Source organism: Streptomyces pratensis (genome assembly GCF_016804005.1).
Lineage (GTDB): Bacteria > Actinomycetota > Actinomycetes > Streptomycetales > Streptomycetaceae > Streptomyces > Streptomyces pratensis_A.
Window position 1 is genome coordinate 7948941 of record NZ_CP051486.1, and the last position, 14608, is coordinate 7963548.

15 protein-coding genes and 1 pseudogene are annotated in these 14608 nt (G+C 67.5%); 9 read left to right on the plus strand and 7 right to left on the minus strand.

The window, feature by feature from the left end:
- Window positions 1–53 precede the first annotated feature (53 nt).
- From HED23_RS33445 to HED23_RS33455, 3 genes are all read left to right on the plus strand, one after another.
- Entirely contained in the window at window positions 54–1028 is a 975-nt protein-coding gene (locus tag HED23_RS33445) for a DUF2637 domain-containing protein (protein ID WP_274383062.1), read from the plus strand.
- Between the two features lie 267 nt (window positions 1029–1295).
- On the plus strand, window positions 1296–1727 hold the full coding sequence (locus HED23_RS33450) for a plasmid mobilization protein (protein ID WP_238442208.1): 432 nt from the start codon (window positions 1296–1298) through the stop codon (window positions 1725–1727).
- Window positions 1728–1731: 4 nt separating this feature from the next.
- Complete coding sequence (locus HED23_RS33455; RefSeq protein ID WP_203187048.1) at window positions 1732–3432, plus strand: mobilization protein; 1701 nt, start codon at window positions 1732–1734, stop codon at window positions 3430–3432.
- 153 nt (window positions 3433–3585) lie between these two features.
- Here the strand turns inward: HED23_RS33455 and HED23_RS33460 are convergent, their stop codons facing one another.
- Genes HED23_RS33460 through HED23_RS33470 form a run of 3 tightly spaced genes read right to left on the minus strand, consistent with a single transcriptional unit; the run spans window position 3586 to window position 6105 of the window.
- Window positions 3586–4380, minus strand: a complete 795-nt coding sequence (locus tag HED23_RS33460; protein ID WP_203187049.1) for a WbqC family protein — start codon at window positions 4378–4380, stop codon at window positions 3586–3588.
- Entirely contained in the window at window positions 4322–4990 is a 669-nt protein-coding gene (locus tag HED23_RS33465; RefSeq protein ID WP_203187050.1) for a YdcF family protein, read from the minus strand. The genes HED23_RS33460 and HED23_RS33465 overlap by 59 nt, the downstream gene beginning before the upstream one ends.
- Before the next feature lie 14 nt (window positions 4991–5004).
- Window positions 5005–6105, minus strand: coding sequence for a helix-turn-helix domain-containing protein (locus HED23_RS33470; protein ID WP_203187051.1), 1101 nt, complete (start codon window positions 6103–6105; stop codon window positions 5005–5007).
- Window positions 6106–6260: 155 nt separating this feature from the next.
- Here HED23_RS33470 and HED23_RS33475 point away from each other — a divergent pair, with 155 nt between their 5' ends.
- The 3 genes from HED23_RS33475 to HED23_RS33485 are packed head-to-tail and all read left to right on the plus strand — an operon-like array spanning window position 6261 to window position 7575.
- On the plus strand, window positions 6261–6689 hold the full coding sequence (locus HED23_RS33475; RefSeq protein ID WP_203187052.1) for a hypothetical protein: 429 nt from the start codon (window positions 6261–6263) through the stop codon (window positions 6687–6689).
- 8 nt (window positions 6690–6697) lie between these two features.
- Window positions 6698–7099, plus strand: a complete 402-nt coding sequence (locus tag HED23_RS33480) for an ATP-binding protein (protein WP_203187053.1) — start codon at window positions 6698–6700, stop codon at window positions 7097–7099.
- Window positions 7096–7575: a hypothetical protein gene (locus HED23_RS33485; protein ID WP_203187054.1), complete on the plus strand. Its 480-nt coding sequence runs from the start codon at window positions 7096–7098 to the stop codon at window positions 7573–7575. The genes HED23_RS33480 and HED23_RS33485 overlap by 4 nt, the downstream gene beginning before the upstream one ends.
- A gap of 155 nt (window positions 7576–7730) precedes the next feature.
- On the opposite strand, the gene HED23_RS33490 is transcribed toward HED23_RS33485, so the two are convergent.
- Both HED23_RS33490 and HED23_RS33495 read right to left on the minus strand, forming a co-directional pair.
- On the minus strand, window positions 7731–7964 hold the full coding sequence (locus HED23_RS33490) for a DUF3500 domain-containing protein (protein WP_238442209.1): 234 nt from the start codon (window positions 7962–7964) through the stop codon (window positions 7731–7733).
- Between the two features lie 109 nt (window positions 7965–8073).
- Entirely contained in the window at window positions 8074–8223 is a 150-nt protein-coding gene (locus tag HED23_RS33495; protein WP_203187055.1) for a hypothetical protein, read from the minus strand.
- A 202-nt stretch (window positions 8224–8425) separates the two neighbouring features.
- Between HED23_RS33495 and HED23_RS33500 the strand changes: the two genes are divergently transcribed.
- Window positions 8426–8842 carry a hypothetical protein gene (locus HED23_RS33500; protein ID WP_203187056.1) on the plus strand — a complete coding sequence of 139 codons (417 nt, stop codon included), beginning with the start codon at window positions 8426–8428 and terminating at the stop codon, window positions 8840–8842.
- Complete coding sequence (locus HED23_RS33505) at window positions 8839–11244, plus strand: sel1 repeat family protein (RefSeq protein WP_203187057.1); 2406 nt, start codon at window positions 8839–8841, stop codon at window positions 11242–11244. Before HED23_RS33500 ends, HED23_RS33505 begins: the two co-directional genes overlap by 4 nt.
- Before the next feature lie 29 nt (window positions 11245–11273).
- Here HED23_RS33505 and HED23_RS36165 read toward each other — a convergent pair.
- Window positions 11274–12331, minus strand: a pseudogene (locus HED23_RS36165) (IS630 family transposase).
- A 285-nt stretch (window positions 12332–12616) separates the two neighbouring features.
- Here HED23_RS36165 and HED23_RS33520 point away from each other — a divergent pair.
- Window positions 12617–13033 carry a hypothetical protein gene (locus HED23_RS33520; RefSeq protein ID WP_238442210.1) on the plus strand — a complete coding sequence of 139 codons (417 nt, stop codon included), beginning with the start codon at window positions 12617–12619 and terminating at the stop codon, window positions 13031–13033.
- A 919-nt stretch (window positions 13034–13952) separates the two neighbouring features.
- Here HED23_RS33520 and HED23_RS33525 read toward each other — a convergent pair.
- Complete coding sequence (locus HED23_RS33525; RefSeq protein WP_203187060.1) at window positions 13953–14510, minus strand: NAD(P)H-dependent oxidoreductase; 558 nt, start codon at window positions 14508–14510, stop codon at window positions 13953–13955.
- Between the last annotated feature and the right edge of the window lie 98 nt (window positions 14511–14608).

Here is a 14608-nt window from a genome sequence, read left to right on the forward strand (position 1 = left end):
GGCATCACCCTGCTACTGCTCCACGAGATGCTCGCCGGACAGGCGCACGTACCATCCTGGTCCTCGGGCTGGTAGCCGTGGTCCTCATGGCCTTTCGGGTCTCGTGGAACGCACTGTCCGACGTGGCCCGCACCATCGGCGCGGACACCACCGCCGCCCTGCTCTACCCGATCGTGGTGGACGGCCTGATGGCCCTCGCACTGGTCGCCACGCTCGTGCTCACGGGTACGGATCGGAAGTTCGCGCTCCGGGTCCTTGCGACCTACACGCTCGCCAGCCTCCTGCTGAACTACGTGCACGGCCTCATACCGACCCTGCACACCGAGTCGACGCGGTGGGGCCGACTGGCCGACTGGGACCCCGCGAACTGGGCCCTCGTGCTGCTGGCCACCTCGCTCCCGGTCGGGTCGATCTACTTCGGATCGGACCTCGTGGCAAAGGTGCTGCACCACAACCCCGAGTCGGCCGACTCTGCCGAAATGGCCTCTGCCCAGTCGGCCGGCCGTCCAGCCATCGAGTCGGACGGCGAACGAGCCGACGTGCACGCCACTGACCAGGCCAAATCCGGCCCGGCGCAGGTACCTGAGCCGACTCCCACGAAGGTCGTGGAGGGGCTCGTGACAGGGCCGACTGAGGCCGACATGTCGGCCACCTCTAGCCGATCACGGCAGTCGGCCGCCGTGTCGGCGTCGCCCGGGGCTTCGCCGCGTCGGGCGGCCGGTCGGGGTCGAGCCACCGCCAAGTCGACCGCCGACCGTCCCCGCACCGACGCCGAAGTCCTGGATGACGCACGGCTCCTGACCGCCGACTGGAGTGACGACCGACTGACAGCCATGCGTCTGCGCAGCGCACTGGAGATCGGCCAGAAGCGAGCCCGCATCGTGCGTGACCAGCTGAGGGCCGAGCGCACGACCAACACCGAGCCCGTCACGTACGGCGGCGTCGAGGGCGAGCCTCTCGGCGGACTCGACGATGCCGACCAACAGCAGGAGCAGAACCCAGCTACAGCCCTTTCCGGCGGCGCCTGATCTCTGCGCTTGCCCCGTGCCCTCCTGTGCCGACGAGCACGAGGACACGGGGCCCAGCGATCACTCCGCTCCCAGCCACCCTCGGAGAACCAGCCCGTGCACGACCAGCATCACGAACTCCCATCCCAACAGCAGGAGATGACCACCGACCCCGACAGCGCAGCAAGTTGTCGGGTAAGGAGTCCTTACCCGGCCTCCGCCCCACGGGAGGCGGAGGCGTCCGGCGCCGAGGCGGCACCGGAGTCGGCCGGCCTGGGGAGGCCGACCGTGATCGGGACCAGCAAGCAGTCGTCGACCCCGTCATCTAAGCCCGCGCATCGCCGCCGCCTGCGCGACAAGCAGCTGCGCGAGCGCCGCGTCCACCCGCGCTACAACGACGACGAGTTCACCCTCGTGAAGAACGCCGCCGCTCTGAGCCACATGGCGCTCGGCGGCTACGTGGCCGAGTGCTCGCTCGCCGCCGCCCGCGCCGAGGATCCCACCGCTTCAGTCGCCGACTACCGCACCATGATCAAGGCACTCATGGCCGCCAACGGCCAGCTCGGGAAGATCGGCAACAACCTCAATCAGCTCACCTGGCACCTCCACAAGGACGGCTCCTGGCCCCACCCCGCCGCCGTCCAACGTCTCCTCGACCGCATCGACGCGTCCGTCGCCGCACTGGACACCGCCATTGCCCAGGTAACCGAGGGGCGGTGAGCGGGTGATACCGAAGATCATCCTCAGCTCTGGCCCGAAGGCCACCCGCCGTACGATCGGCTACCTCTTCGGCAAGGGCCGCGCCAACGAACACGTCGACCCGCACCTCGTGGCCTCCTGGAACGGCTTCGCCCCTGACCCCGGCCGCAGTCCCCACCGCGATCCGAAGGACGCGATGGCCCAGCTCGTCGCGCAGCTCGACCAGCCCGTGCGGATGCTCGGCGACAAAGCGCCCAGGGACACCGTGTGGCACTGTCCCGTCCGCGCCGCTCCCGAGGACCCGATCCTCACCGACGCCCAGTGGGCCGACATCGCCCGCCGCATCGTGGCCGCCGCGGGCATCGCACCCGCCGGGGACGACGAAGCCTGCCGATGGGTGGCCGTCCGCCACGCCGACGACCACATCCACATCGCCGCGACCCTCGTACGCCAGGACGGCCGGCGTCCCGAGCGCGGCTACGACCAGCGTGCCGTCCAGCGGGAGGCCCGCAAGATCGAGGTCGACTACGGTCTCAGGCGGTTGCAGCAGGGCGACGGCACCGGCGCCAAACGCCACAGCAGCAAGGAGCACTTCAAGGCCAAGCGTCTGGGCCAGGACGCCACCTCCCGAGATCTTCTACGCCTACGGGTTCGCCGGGCCGTCGCGGCGGCATCCGACGAGGCCGAGTTCTTCGCCCTGCTGGAGGCGACGGGCGTGACCGTGCGCCTCAAGCTCGGTCCCTCCGGCGACGCGCTCGGCTGCAACTTCGCCCTGCCCGAGGACACCAACGACAAGGCCGAGCCAGTGTTCTACGCCGGCTCCACCCTCGCCCCCGACCTGTCCCTGCCCAAGATCCGCAAGAGCTTCGCCGTCACCAGCTCTGCGCCGGTCGCTGCCCGACCGGGTGACCCGTGGCATCAGGCGACAGCCGCCGCCGAACGCATCCCCCACCACCTCATACGCGGCGACGATCCGACCGCCCAGGGGCAGCTGGTCGCGCTCGGCACAACACTGGACATCCTGGCGATCACCGCGCCTGCCGCGGTGAGGGCTGAACTCGGCAAGGCTGCCCTCGCTTTCGAGCGCGCCACCCGCTCCCGCATCGCCGCCGACCTGAACAGCACCCGCGTCCTGCGTCGCAGCGTCCAAGCGATCTTGCGCGAGAGGCCCGCAAGCCGCGACGGGGCCACGTTCACCATGCTTGTGGACACCGTGCTCACGGCGGTGGTGTTCGCGATGCACTGGCATCGCACGCGCCAGCACGCCCAGCAAGAGGCAGGAGCCGAGCAGGCCCTCGTCCACCTGCAGATCGCGTACGGACAGATCGCCGAGCCGGTCCTGGCGAGCCTCGCACAACGCGCCCCCAGCCCCCAGATGCGGCAGCGCTTCGCCCGCCACGTCCAGCAGGCGGCCCCCGATCACGCCGAGCGCATCCTGAACGACCCCGCCTGGGACGCGCTCACCACCGTGCTTGCCGAAGCGGAAGCCGTCGGGCACAATGCGGCCACCGTTCTTGACCAGGCACTCGGCCAACGCCCGTTGGATGACGCCCACAGCCCCGCCCGTGCCCTGACCTGGCGTGTCCGCCGCCTCGGCGAGCGTCACGCCCCAAGCCCCCGGGCCCAGGCAGCCAACGCCCGTAGCGCGGCACAAGCGCACGGCGCTCCAGTCATTCCAGCGGCCGTCGCTCCACCTCTACCGCGGTCACCGTCGCACCGGCGCTGACCAAAGAGCGAGCGGGACATGGCCGACGGTCCCCGGTTTCCGATGCCGGGATCACCCGGAGTATTTGCGCCGCACCCCCTAGCTCCGGACGAAACCCATGTATGGCTCAGATCCAAGTCGGCTGGGTGTTTCGTGGTCGAGGAGGCATCGTGGTCAAGCTGCGGGCTGCAGGACGGCATGGTCGGCGGCGAGCGCCCGGAGGCGGGCAGCCATGGCGTCCGGCCCGAGCGCGGCGAGGGCCCACAGGGCACTGATGCGGCGGCCGGAGGCCCAGATATTACAGGTCGGGGGCCGGAACGGTGTCACGTCGATGCCCTGGACAGCGAAGGGGGTCTGGTCGAGATATCCCATGCCGCCGGTCCCGCACAGATACGAGCGGGCTCCGGTTGCGGTTGCGAGGTCCGCGAGCCGCTGGGACCGGCCCGGCCGGGAGGGCAGTCGGCTGCTGGTGAGGATCTTGCCCTTCCAGCCGAGCAGGTCCAGCAGTACGCGGGTGGACGTCTCGGCGGCGGCAGCGGTCCGGCCGGTGGTGAAGGCATCCAGCACCGGGTCCAGAGCCTGGGCGAGGGCGGGCCAGTGCGGGATGGCGCCATAGTGCTGCCGGAGCATCCCCGCGGTCCGGCGGCGGGTCCGCTCCGGCTCGGCGATCACCGCGTCCCTGATGAGGGTCGAACGTCCCTGGGGCAGGTGAGTGGGGAGCGTGAGCCACTGGTGGCGGGCCGGGTCGCCGAGGTCGGCGAGGCGGGCTCGATGCTGGTAGTCGCGGCGGGTGAACTGCACGTCGTCCAGGACGATCCAGTAGTCCGCCGCGAACAGCTTGGCCAGCGTGGTCAGCCGAGGCAGGAAATTCGGCTGGTGAACGGCACACAGCCCGCCCGGCTGGGGCAGGTCACGAGGTGATGAGGCGACTGGTGAAGCCGTCGTGGATGAGAAATTCGTACGCGGCATGCACGTCCTCCGGGACCTCCTGCTCGATGGCGAAACCGAGCTTCGGATACTCGATCACCCGCTGGAGGTCACCGACGAGCATGTCCAGGACGAGCTTCTCGTCGCCGATGGACTTCACGTAATCGTCGAACTCCAGCGGCTCCGACGCGCAGAGGATCTCGACGTCGGGCCACAGCTTGCGGGCGGTCGCGAACGACCGCCGTTCCATGTAGGGCTTGGAGACCAGCAGCACCGTCGTCGGGGTGATGCCGGCGGCGGCGAGGACCTCCCGGGAGAAGGTGATGTTCTGTCCCGTGTTGCCGGCGTTCGGTTCCAGCAGGATCGCCTCGGCGGGGACGCCGAGGTCGATAGCGTGCTCGCGGAAGTGGACGGCCTCGCCGCGCGGGAAGACCTGGGCGGTGGTCGGGCTGTTGCCGCCGGTGAACACCAGGGTCGGAAAGAGCCCGGCCTGATACAGCTCGGCGGAGTGGGCAGCGACACCGAGGTCGTGGCTGCCCAACCCGATCGCCACATTGACGGGCCGCAGCTCGTACTGCATCTGGTGGTAATCCCAGATCAGCTTGGCCTGGCGCCACTGGTCCTCGGTGATGCTCTGCTGGTTGTCGCTCACGCGCTTCTCCCTGGTCACCGTTGCCGGGGGCCGGTCGGCCCCTCGCTCATGGCCTTGATGCCCTCGATACTGCGCAGTTGGTGCACGAGTCCGTACTGCGCGGCCACCTTGGCGGCCTGGTCGAGGACGAGGTGTCCATCATCCCGGGTCGCCGTGTCGGAGAGCAGGATGTGGCCATGAGCGGTGTCCAGTCGCACGCGTTGCATCGGTGATTCGGTGGTCCCGCAGTGGCGGGCGATGTCGATGAAATGTAGGGCCTGGGTGAGGTCGCCGGCGCCGCGGGCGGCGAGGGCAAGCTTTTGGTGGGCCACCGACCAGTCGTCGGGTTCCTGGAGGTCTTCGAAGTCGCGGGTCGCGGCCTGCATGACGCGGCTCGCATATTCGTGGTTGCCGTCCTTGCTCAGCGCGGTACCCACCCACAGCCTCGCGCGGGCCCGGTCACGCCGCGATAGCCGGTCGTCGACGGCGAGGGTTTCGTAGTTGCGGGCGGCGCTCTCCAGCTCCCCGGACATCTCGATGACCACCGCGAGAGACAGGTCGAGCTGGGCGACCCGGCGGGGGATGTCGAGCTGGGTGAAGACGGATCGGGCGCCTGCGTAGGAGTGCTGGGCCGACAGTGGGCCCAGGACAACGCCCTGGTCGCGCTTGAAGTCGCCGAGCAGGGCGGTCGAACGGGCGAACAGATACAGGCCCTTCTCGTCCAGCTCGGGCGCCTTGAACCGGCCCAGCCACCGTGCAAGGAGGCTGTCGGCGAAGGTGAAGTTCTGCCGGGACAGGGCGACCACGACCCGGTCGAGGTCGTCGGCCCACGACTCGTACTCCCAGGCCCGGGGCCCGGAGGGGGCAATACGTCGCCGAGCGGAGGCCAAGGGGCTGGTCATCTCGGACAGGAGCGTCTCGAAGCGCAGGTGGACGGCGGCGTCCGCGCGGCCGAGCGCGGTGTCGAGGATGGCCTGGGTGTCGGGTCTGGGCTCGGTGCCGGCGAGTTTGGACTCCCACTTGGAGACCGTCGCGACGGCCAGGCCGAGCTGCTGGGCGAAGGCACGCACGCTCAGTCGCAGGGCGAGACGCAGGGCCTTGGCCTCCAGGCCGGTCCACTGGTGCACGGTCGCCACACGTCGCTCCCTTCCGCCAGCCATCGAAGCACGCTCCGTGCAGTCGGCGGGACGGAAGTGGAACGGAAGTAGAACGGGCGGCGATTGGCCCGGGGTTGGCGGGCAGCCACGCTGAAGGGGTCATCAGTTGTCGAGCCTTCTGGACGGTCCTCAGCATGGAACCCCTCACGGAGCATCGCCAGGTCAACGGTCCGGTCGTCTACGGCCTCCTGCGGCTGGTGAAGGTGCCCGCGGCCCGGCATGCGGCGTTGGCCGCGTCGATCGCCGAGTACTGCCGCAGCCACGAGCTGCGACTTTCCGGCGTCTTCACCGACCGCGACGTGAGTTCTGGGCCCGACTCGGCGGCGTTCACCGGGCTGCTGGACGCGCTGGCCCTGCCGGACGTCTATGGCGTGATCGCCCCGGCCATGTCGCACCTGGGGCCGAAGGCCATAGCCGCCCAGCGCAGACACCGGATCGAGACGGCCGGCTCCCGATTGCTGCTGGTCCGCCGCCCCCGCACCGCACACCTGCCGGTCTCCCACCACGGTCCCGTTCGCCGACGCAGCGCAGGGAATGCCCGCGTTCTGGACGCCGAGTCATGAGGACGGCAATGACCGAGACGACCCGGCGGTTCTTCACGGCCCGGCCCGAATCGATCGGCCAGGCCAGAAAGTTCGTTACGGATGCCCTGGCCGGATGGGGCCTGCACGACCGCGCCGAGGACATCCGGCTCTGCGTCTCCGAGCTCGCCACGAACGCCCTGGTCCACGGCACCGTCGCCGACCACGGCTTCCTGGTCAAGCTGGATGCCGACGAGGGAGAAGTACGGCTGGAAGTGCACGACAGCCGCCGCCGGCTCCCCGTGGTCCGCCAGGCCGCCGACACGGACCTGTCCGGACGCGGCCTGACGCTGGTGAGCGTGCTCGCCGACGACTGGGGCGTTCTGGACCGCACCCCGGTCGGGAAAGTCGTCTGGTCCTGTTTCAAAGCTGAGGGAGAGACGACGTCATGACCGTCATCCTCACCCCATCCGGTCCGGAACTGCGGCTGTTGGTCTCGCTCGCTTCCTGGACCTGGCCGGGCACCAGTCCGGACGGCCGCGAGGTCGCGCACATCCTGATCACCCACAACCCGGCCTTCACAGGCCCTGACGCTGCCGAGGCGGTCGAGGCGGTCGAGGCCCGGATGCGTCGGCTCTCCGACAGCCTCGGCGGCCTGGCCAACTCCCGAGAGCCCGTTCGCGAGCTCGCCCGATGCCTGCAGGTTGTCGGCGGGCAAGTGCTGATGAGCTTTCCCGGCACCGCCCGCAAGCTGCGGCTGCCCACCCGCCGGTCCTGGGCCGAACTGGTCGCCCGCAACAGCGAGGCCGTCCTCCTGCTCGGACTGGACCCACTGCCGCAGACCGCTGACGCCGCCCGAATCGACACCTACTTGGATGACGCGCTCGCCGCGGACCGGCTGTTGTTCGGACGCGCCCGCATCCGCTGACCACCTGGACTCCCCGCACGGCCCCCGGACGAGGCAGATGAGAGGGAACTGCCATGGGTACCTTCGAACGCTCCCGCATGGTCCGATGCAGATCCAACCGCATGGCGTCGATCGCCAAGGCCGTCCTCACGCTGGAGCGGCAGCGCTGAGGAAGCTCAGTGGCCGCTTTCCAGGTGGAGCTTGAGAAGATCGATGCCGTACTCGTTGCCGTTGGGGGTGCGGATGATGGTGTGGATGTGCTGCTGGGTCGGGGCTCCGCCGCCCATGCCTCCGCCACTGGACTTGTTGCCGTAGGCGAGGGGCGCCTGCGCGTCGTACTCGATGAGAACGACGGGACTGTGGACGCGGCCCGTCGCTCCAACCGATCTGCGAGCGCTGGAGGGGATCACTGTTCGGGTCGACGTCCTTTTGCTTGCCGAGAGTGATCTGAATCATCGCGCCTCCCTGCGGGGTTGCCTCGTGGCCGTAATGACTGAGGCAGCCCGGTCAGGGCTACCACTAGCAGCCCTTGGCGCTCAGCGCGTTGAGGACCGTCTGGGGCCCGGCGGTGCCAATGTCCGCAACCGTACGCGTGCCGAGCGCGATGAGGAGATCGGTCAGGGGCTCGTAGGGGACGTCGGTGGTGAAGTACGCGTTCCACTCCGCCATCGCGGAGTCGGCCGGGGCGACCGGCCGACCGAGAACTCACATTTCCAACCGTCTGGTGCCCCGCCTCGTCCCACGCTGCCCGTGGGAGGGCCCAGACCAGGGAGATCTCTGACCCTGGCGTGACTTCGGGTGCCGCCAGCCAACCATGGCAGGCGGACTTTTCGAATACGGTGGTGACCTTGCTACTGAGGTTGGGGGCTATATGGATCCGCTCGTCATGGCAGCGGGCACCGCACTCGTGGGCGCGATGGCAACGGACACTTGGCAGCAGGCGCGTTCGTCTGCTGTGGCTCTGTGGCGCCGTGTGCATCCACAACGTGTTCAGGCGATTGAAGAAGAGCTTGCCGATGTGCGTGTTGAGGTGCTGGCCGCCCGGGAAGCCGGTGACTCGGAGGCCGAAGCAGGGCTTGCCGCCGATTGGCAGCGCCGACTGCTCAGGCTGCTGCGCGATGATCCCTCTCTGGCAGACGAACTACGTCGACTCCTGGACGAGGAGTTGACCCCACTGCTGCCGAGCGCTGAGGCGACCCGCATCGGTTCCGTTGAGATGAAGGCCCGTGCATCTGGAAGGGCCCGCATCTACCAAGCTGTTGGCAACCAGACCATCAACGAGTCGTGAGTGACAGTGATCGCCGACCAGTGATTCGGCAAGATGCCGCAGCACGAGACGATGCTCGGATCTACCAGGCAGGCGGCGACATCTTCATCAACGAAGCCCGTGCCCCGCAGCGGCGCCTGCTTCCTGAACAGCCTCCTGGACGGTGCATCAGCGAGATCGCCGATCCCTACGCCTGGGAAGTACACCAGGCCATCACCGTTGAATCGGACGGATCTACAGAACACCTTCCGACCTTGCCGGTGTACGTCGAGCGCGAGCATGACCGACGGCTTCGCGACGCTGTCCAGCAGGTAGTCCATGGGGCCAGCAAGATAGTGATGCTGGTAGGCGGATCTTCTACAGGGAAGACCCGCGCCTGCTGGGAAGCCATCCAGTTGCTCCCATGTTCCTGGCGCCTATGGCATCCGATCGAGCCCAGCCGACCTGAAGCTGCCCTTTCCTGCCTGGAAGCGGTTGAGCCTAACACCGTCCTATGGCTGAACGAGACCCAGCATTATCTACTCACACCGAACAGCCCAATGGGCGAAAATCTCGCTGCCGGATTGCGTGCGCTCCTGCGCGACCCAGAACGTGGCCCGGTGCTCGTCCTGGGCACACTTTGGCACGAATACTGGGCGACGCTCACGGCTCCTCCCACATCCGGATCCGGCACCAATGACTCTCATTCGCAAGCTAGGGCGCTGCTGACGGGATGCGATCTGCCTGTACCCGACAAATTCAGTGAGAGTGAGTCAGCGAACCTCAATGCAGCTGCTGCAGTGGATCCGAGGCTTGCTCATGCGGTTAAACACGCGGAGCAGGGGCACATCACTCAGTACCTGACTGGTGGGCCGGCGCTTATTGAGCGATATCTAAATGCCCCCCCGGCCGCCAGGGCGGTGATAGAGGTGGCCATGGATGCCCAACGGCTGGGCCTTGGGCCGACCGTGCCGTTGTCGCTGCTGGAGTTCGCCGCTCCCTCGTATCTGACAAACCTACAGTGGGGGCAAGTGACTGACTCCTGGGCATCGCAAGCCCTAGAGTACGCAACCCTTCCGCTGCACGGTGCACGCGGACCCCTGACACGGATCCACGCTCGCCCAGGGGAGACCGAGCCGTCGGAGCCACACTATCAACTGGCTGACTATCTGGATCAGCGCGGACGGTCCGAGCGCATTTATGCAGTGCCTCCCAAGGCGTTCTGGGACGCCGCCGCCGATAACGTTCGTGACCCAGCGGCCCTTATGGCGCTAGCTCAGGCGGCTAATGATCGTTGGCGATACCGTCATGCTGTCCAACTTGTCCGCGCGGCGACCCAAGCCGGGGACTCAAGAGCTTTTGTAGAACTCGCTGCGATCCAAGCCCGCTTCGACGGCTATGACCCGGAGTCGAGCATCTATCGGCAAGCCGTTGAGACCGCGGACGCTCGGGGTCTTGCCACGCTGGCCTCATGGCACGAGCGCCATGGCCGCCGAAAAGAAGCAGAACAACTGTACGAGCGAGCCGCGGACGAGGGGGAGATGTCCGCCTTTGTGCTGCTGGCCCAGCTTAAGGAGGGCGCTGGCGATCGCAAAGCCGCCGAGCGTCTCTATCGTCGCGCAGCCGAAGCGGGTGACTATTGGGCGCAGATCCAACTGGCCAAACGCATATCTGGCCGCGACAAGGAAGGCGCCGAACGTCTCCTCCTCAAAGTGAACTCCACCACAACTGACCCTCGGCTGTGGTACCCATATCTGCGCTACCTCTTTGACCATGATACGCCTCCTCACCTGCAAGCCACGGCGCGTACAATTCTTACGGAAGGCGCCGATGCTGGCGATGTTGACGCTCTCCTAACGCTAGCTGAAATATCAAAGAGGCCAGACAGATCGCAAGAAGCTGCTGTTTTTTACCGTCGCGCTATTGATGCTGGAAGCCACGAGGCTGCTCTCCGCTTGGCGGAGATCACGCCAGATGAGGAAGCGCAGCGTGAATTGTATCGTCAGGCCGCAGAAGCAGGAAACGCTGGAGCTCTATTCACGCTCGCATGCATGAGCGATGCTGCAGGAGACCTGGAGCGAGCGATCCAGCTGATGCGACGAGCCGCGGAACGCGGAGAGTCTGACGCCTATTGGGGACTGTCAGACCTTCTCGAAAGGAACGGGCAGGCGGAAGAGGCAGAATTTGTCGCCGTATCCGACCCCGATGGGCAGGGCCTAAGTGAGTTGCTGTACTGCCGAGACGAGAATGGAGATTCAACTGGTGTCGATCGACTCATGCGCATAGGAATTGATGCTGGATATCGTGGCGACTTTGGCATCGGTATGTTCGCTGAACTCCACCGCCCCGACGACGTCGGTTGGCAACAGGCTCGTCGCTACGGACTTGAAGCCGACGGCCGTCCGAGCGACCCATGGAATGTGGGTCCACTCGGCCACTACTGAGCTTGAACTCGTGATGTCGCTCTGTTTCCTCAGGAAGGTGTGATCGTCAGGCCAGTCTCGGTGAGGCATCCGTCTATGAGGGGGCTGCGGTACTGGATGTGCCGTAGGCCGCGTCGGACGGTCCGGACGAGGTGTTCGGGGTTGCTGAAGGCAACGTAGGAGAGCCAGCCGCGTCGCAGGAGCGACCAGATCCCCTCGACAGGGTTGAGATCAGGTGCGTAGGGCAGCAGGTAGAAGATGGTCAGCCAGTCCCGGGCCTCGGCGAACTCCCGCAGCCCGGCAGCCTTGTGAACGTTCAGGTTGTCCCAGATGAGGACGATCGGGCCGCCGGTGTTCGGCGATCAGCAGGTCACGGTAGTCATGCCAGGAGAAGCTCTTGCGGCCGTCGCGTCGGCCGTCGTCCCTGCCAGGCCGGTAGATCAGCCGGGAGCGGTGGCCGGGTTTGTAGCAGGTCAGCGCGGCGGTGGAGACGCGTCGCCGGGAGCGGCCGCGCCCCGCATCACCGGGGTCCGGCCACGCTGGGGCCAGGTCCTGGCCTGCGGAGGCGTCATGGAGAATCCGGCTTCGTCCTCGAAGACCAGCCAGGCCCCACGGGCCGCCGCGAGCCGTCCACGCACGGCCACACCTCCTTGACCCACCCGGCCACCGCCTCGTCGTCCCGCTCCATCGCGCGTCGGGCCGGGACCTGACAGGACCCGCCGTTGCGCATCAGGAGCTTGCGCAGGCCCTGAACGGTGTAGGTCATATGGAAGCGCCGGCCGATCACCGTCTTGACCCTGGCCAGCGTCCACCGCTGGTCCTGCCACCCGTGCGCGGCCGACCCCTTGGCCAGCTCCGCCTCCAACTGCGCGAACTGCTTCTCATTCAGCCGTGGCAGCGACGCGGGCCCACGCGAGCGCAGGGCCCGCGGACCGCCCTCATCCCAGGTCCGCCGCCATCGCTGCACCGAACGGACGCTGACGCGCAGATCTTTGGCGATCGCTGAGCTCGGTTCGCCCCTTGCGAACCGCTCGGCCGCCTGGCCCCGTAACTCCTCGCGGAACTGCTGCCGTTCGGCGGTCAGCCCGCCACTCTGTGGATACCTCACGACCCGGTGATGCCGCAGGAAACCACAGCCCGTCAGCCCCTACGACATCACGAGTTCAAGTTCAGTAACCAACGGTGCTCTGGTCGACAACCCGCTCCGATCACCTTTCATGAGATGGCACCCCTGCAATGCCGACCTGTTGTTCACTGGGATCGAACAAAGTGCATTGCCGTAGAACCACATTGGGGGGGGCCAATGAAGCCACGAAGCGCAGCCGCAACCGGCAGAGACTTCCCGTACGCCTCAAGTACGACGTGCTATATCGAGGTCCACAGGGACGGCACCGTGACGCACGGGGACCAGCGTGCCGCCTACGAGCGCGCGGTCGCCGGAGAGTCCCGGCTGTTCGCCGTCTGGCCCGGCCAGTGGTCGAGCGACCTCTTCGAGATCGACGACCTGGACGAGTTTGCCAAGGCACTCGGGATCAAACATGACGAAGAGCGAACGGGCCTGAAGGACCACATCCACAAGGTCGAATGGATCAAGGATCCGTACGGCGACGACAACCCTCGCAGCCAGTACCTCGACATCGACGTCACCCTCACCTGCGGCTGCTCCATCAACGACCGCCGTACCTTCGCCGCGCAGATGAAGGAGCAGAAGGGCTGGGTCATCGCGACGAGCGGCGGCTGGTCGAAGAGCGGCAGGCCGGGCGGGCCGACGACCTACTCCCTGCGCGCACGCCGCAAGAGCCTCACCTGATACGCAAACTTGCTGCAGCAACCGCACCACTCCGCGCCCAGTGTGCAGGCAGTCGGCCCTCGCTGGGAGAAATCTGGGAGATGATCTTCCAACGGATACCCTCTGAAGCCATGCGAGCCCGCCCCGCACCAAGTCTCTGACCAGCGCCGATACCCATCGCCGCCGATCACGAGCCCACCCGAACCTCATTCGGGACGAAGAGGTCGTGGGTTCAAATCCCGCCACCCCGACAGCTGAAACACCAGGTCAGAGGGCCGGTACTGAATCCAGTACCGGCCCTCTGACGTTGTGCTTGCTTGTCTGCGCGAGTGCCGCTTCGGCGGACGGCCCGTGGCGCCGATGCCTTCCGTGGGACGCCCCTCGGTCCGGATCCACCGGCGGATCCCTGTCCGCTGGACAACCGCTTCACGGCCCACCTCCGAGATCGTGGCCGACGCCACGCGTCAACGGGCGCAGTCCCGCGCGCTGCCCGACCCGCCGGAGCCCGGGGGCTCGTGATCGCGCGCCCGAGGCAGTCCGGCCGGAGGCACCTGCACCGCCCATTCGAGCGGGTGCGGCCTCAAGGGCGCCTGGCTGACCTCTGGGCAGCCGTGCCGACCCTCCTCTTCGACGAGCACCCGGACCTCTCGGCGGATCCGGCATTCGCGGAACTCATGCTGCTCCTGCGACAGGTCCCGGCTCATGTCCGGGAGTGACGGGCGCCGGTGCGGCTCGCCCGCAGCGGACCCGAGTGTGCAGACGGCGTCGGAACCCGGTCGCGGCGGCGGGTCGCGCGGCCCTCAGGACGGAAAGGCCTGTTCAACGACACGTGGGCCCGGTCCGGTTCCTCTCGCGCGAGAGGAACCGGACCGGGCCCACAGAGCCGTACGCGTTGGCATGACGACGGCAGCGCAGTACTTCCTGCGCAGCCGACCGTGGATCAGGCAGCCGCAGCGGCGCCCTGGGCGACCTGGCGGAGCACCTCGGTCAGAGAGGTGACGACCTCGGCGTCGTCCGCCGGGTGGAGCTCCGCGAAGCGGGTCACGGAGCCGGGGATGGAAAGCTTGGCCTCGGCCAGGACCGCTCCGCCCGCGAGACCGGCCGCCTTGCGGGCCTCGTCCTGGGCCCACACTCCACCGAACTGGCCGAAGGCGGTGCCGACGACGGCGACCGGCTTGGCGGTCAGGGCACCGGCGCCGTACGGGCGGGACAGCCAGTCGATGGCGTTCTTCAGGACGGCAGGCATGGTGCCGTTGTACTCGGGCGAGAACAGCAGGAACCCGTCGGCGCGGCCGGCCGCCTCGCGGAGCTGGGCCGCGGCAGTCGGAACACCGCTCTCGACGTCGATGTCCTCGTTGTAGAAGGGGACGTCGGCGAGGCCCTCGTACAGCACGACCTCGACACCCTCGGGCGCGTGCTTGACGGCGGCCTCGGCGAGCTGACGGTTGTGGGAGCCGGCGCGGAGGCTGCCGACAAGGGCGAGGATGCGTACAGACATGGGGGAGCTCCCGGGAGACGGAGACTGCAGAAGTAAGCGGACCACGGTCCGTTTAAAGTTGTACCACCTAACCGGACCGCGGTCCACTTGCAGTTTCC

Coding starts and splice junctions, on each gene's coding strand:
- HED23_RS33460 (WP_203187049.1), bottom strand. CDS start 4,380: ATGCCGCGTACGAATTTCTCATCCACGACGGCTTCACCAGTCGCCTCA.
- HED23_RS33475 (WP_203187052.1), top strand. CDS start 6,261: ATGGAACCCCTCACGGAGCATCGCCAGGTCAACGGTCCGGTCGTCTAC.
- HED23_RS33480 (WP_203187053.1), top strand. CDS start 6,698: ATGACCGAGACGACCCGGCGGTTCTTCACGGCCCGGCCCGAATCGATC.
- HED23_RS33485 (WP_203187054.1), top strand. CDS start 7,096: ATGACCGTCATCCTCACCCCATCCGGTCCGGAACTGCGGCTGTTGGTC.
- HED23_RS33495 (WP_203187055.1), bottom strand. CDS start 8,223: ATGGCGGAGTGGAACGCGTACTTCACCACCGACGTCCCCTACGAGCCC.
- HED23_RS33500 (WP_203187056.1), top strand. CDS start 8,426: ATGGATCCGCTCGTCATGGCAGCGGGCACCGCACTCGTGGGCGCGATG.
- HED23_RS33525 (WP_203187060.1), bottom strand. CDS start 14,510: ATGTCTGTACGCATCCTCGCCCTTGTCGGCAGCCTCCGCGCCGGCTCC.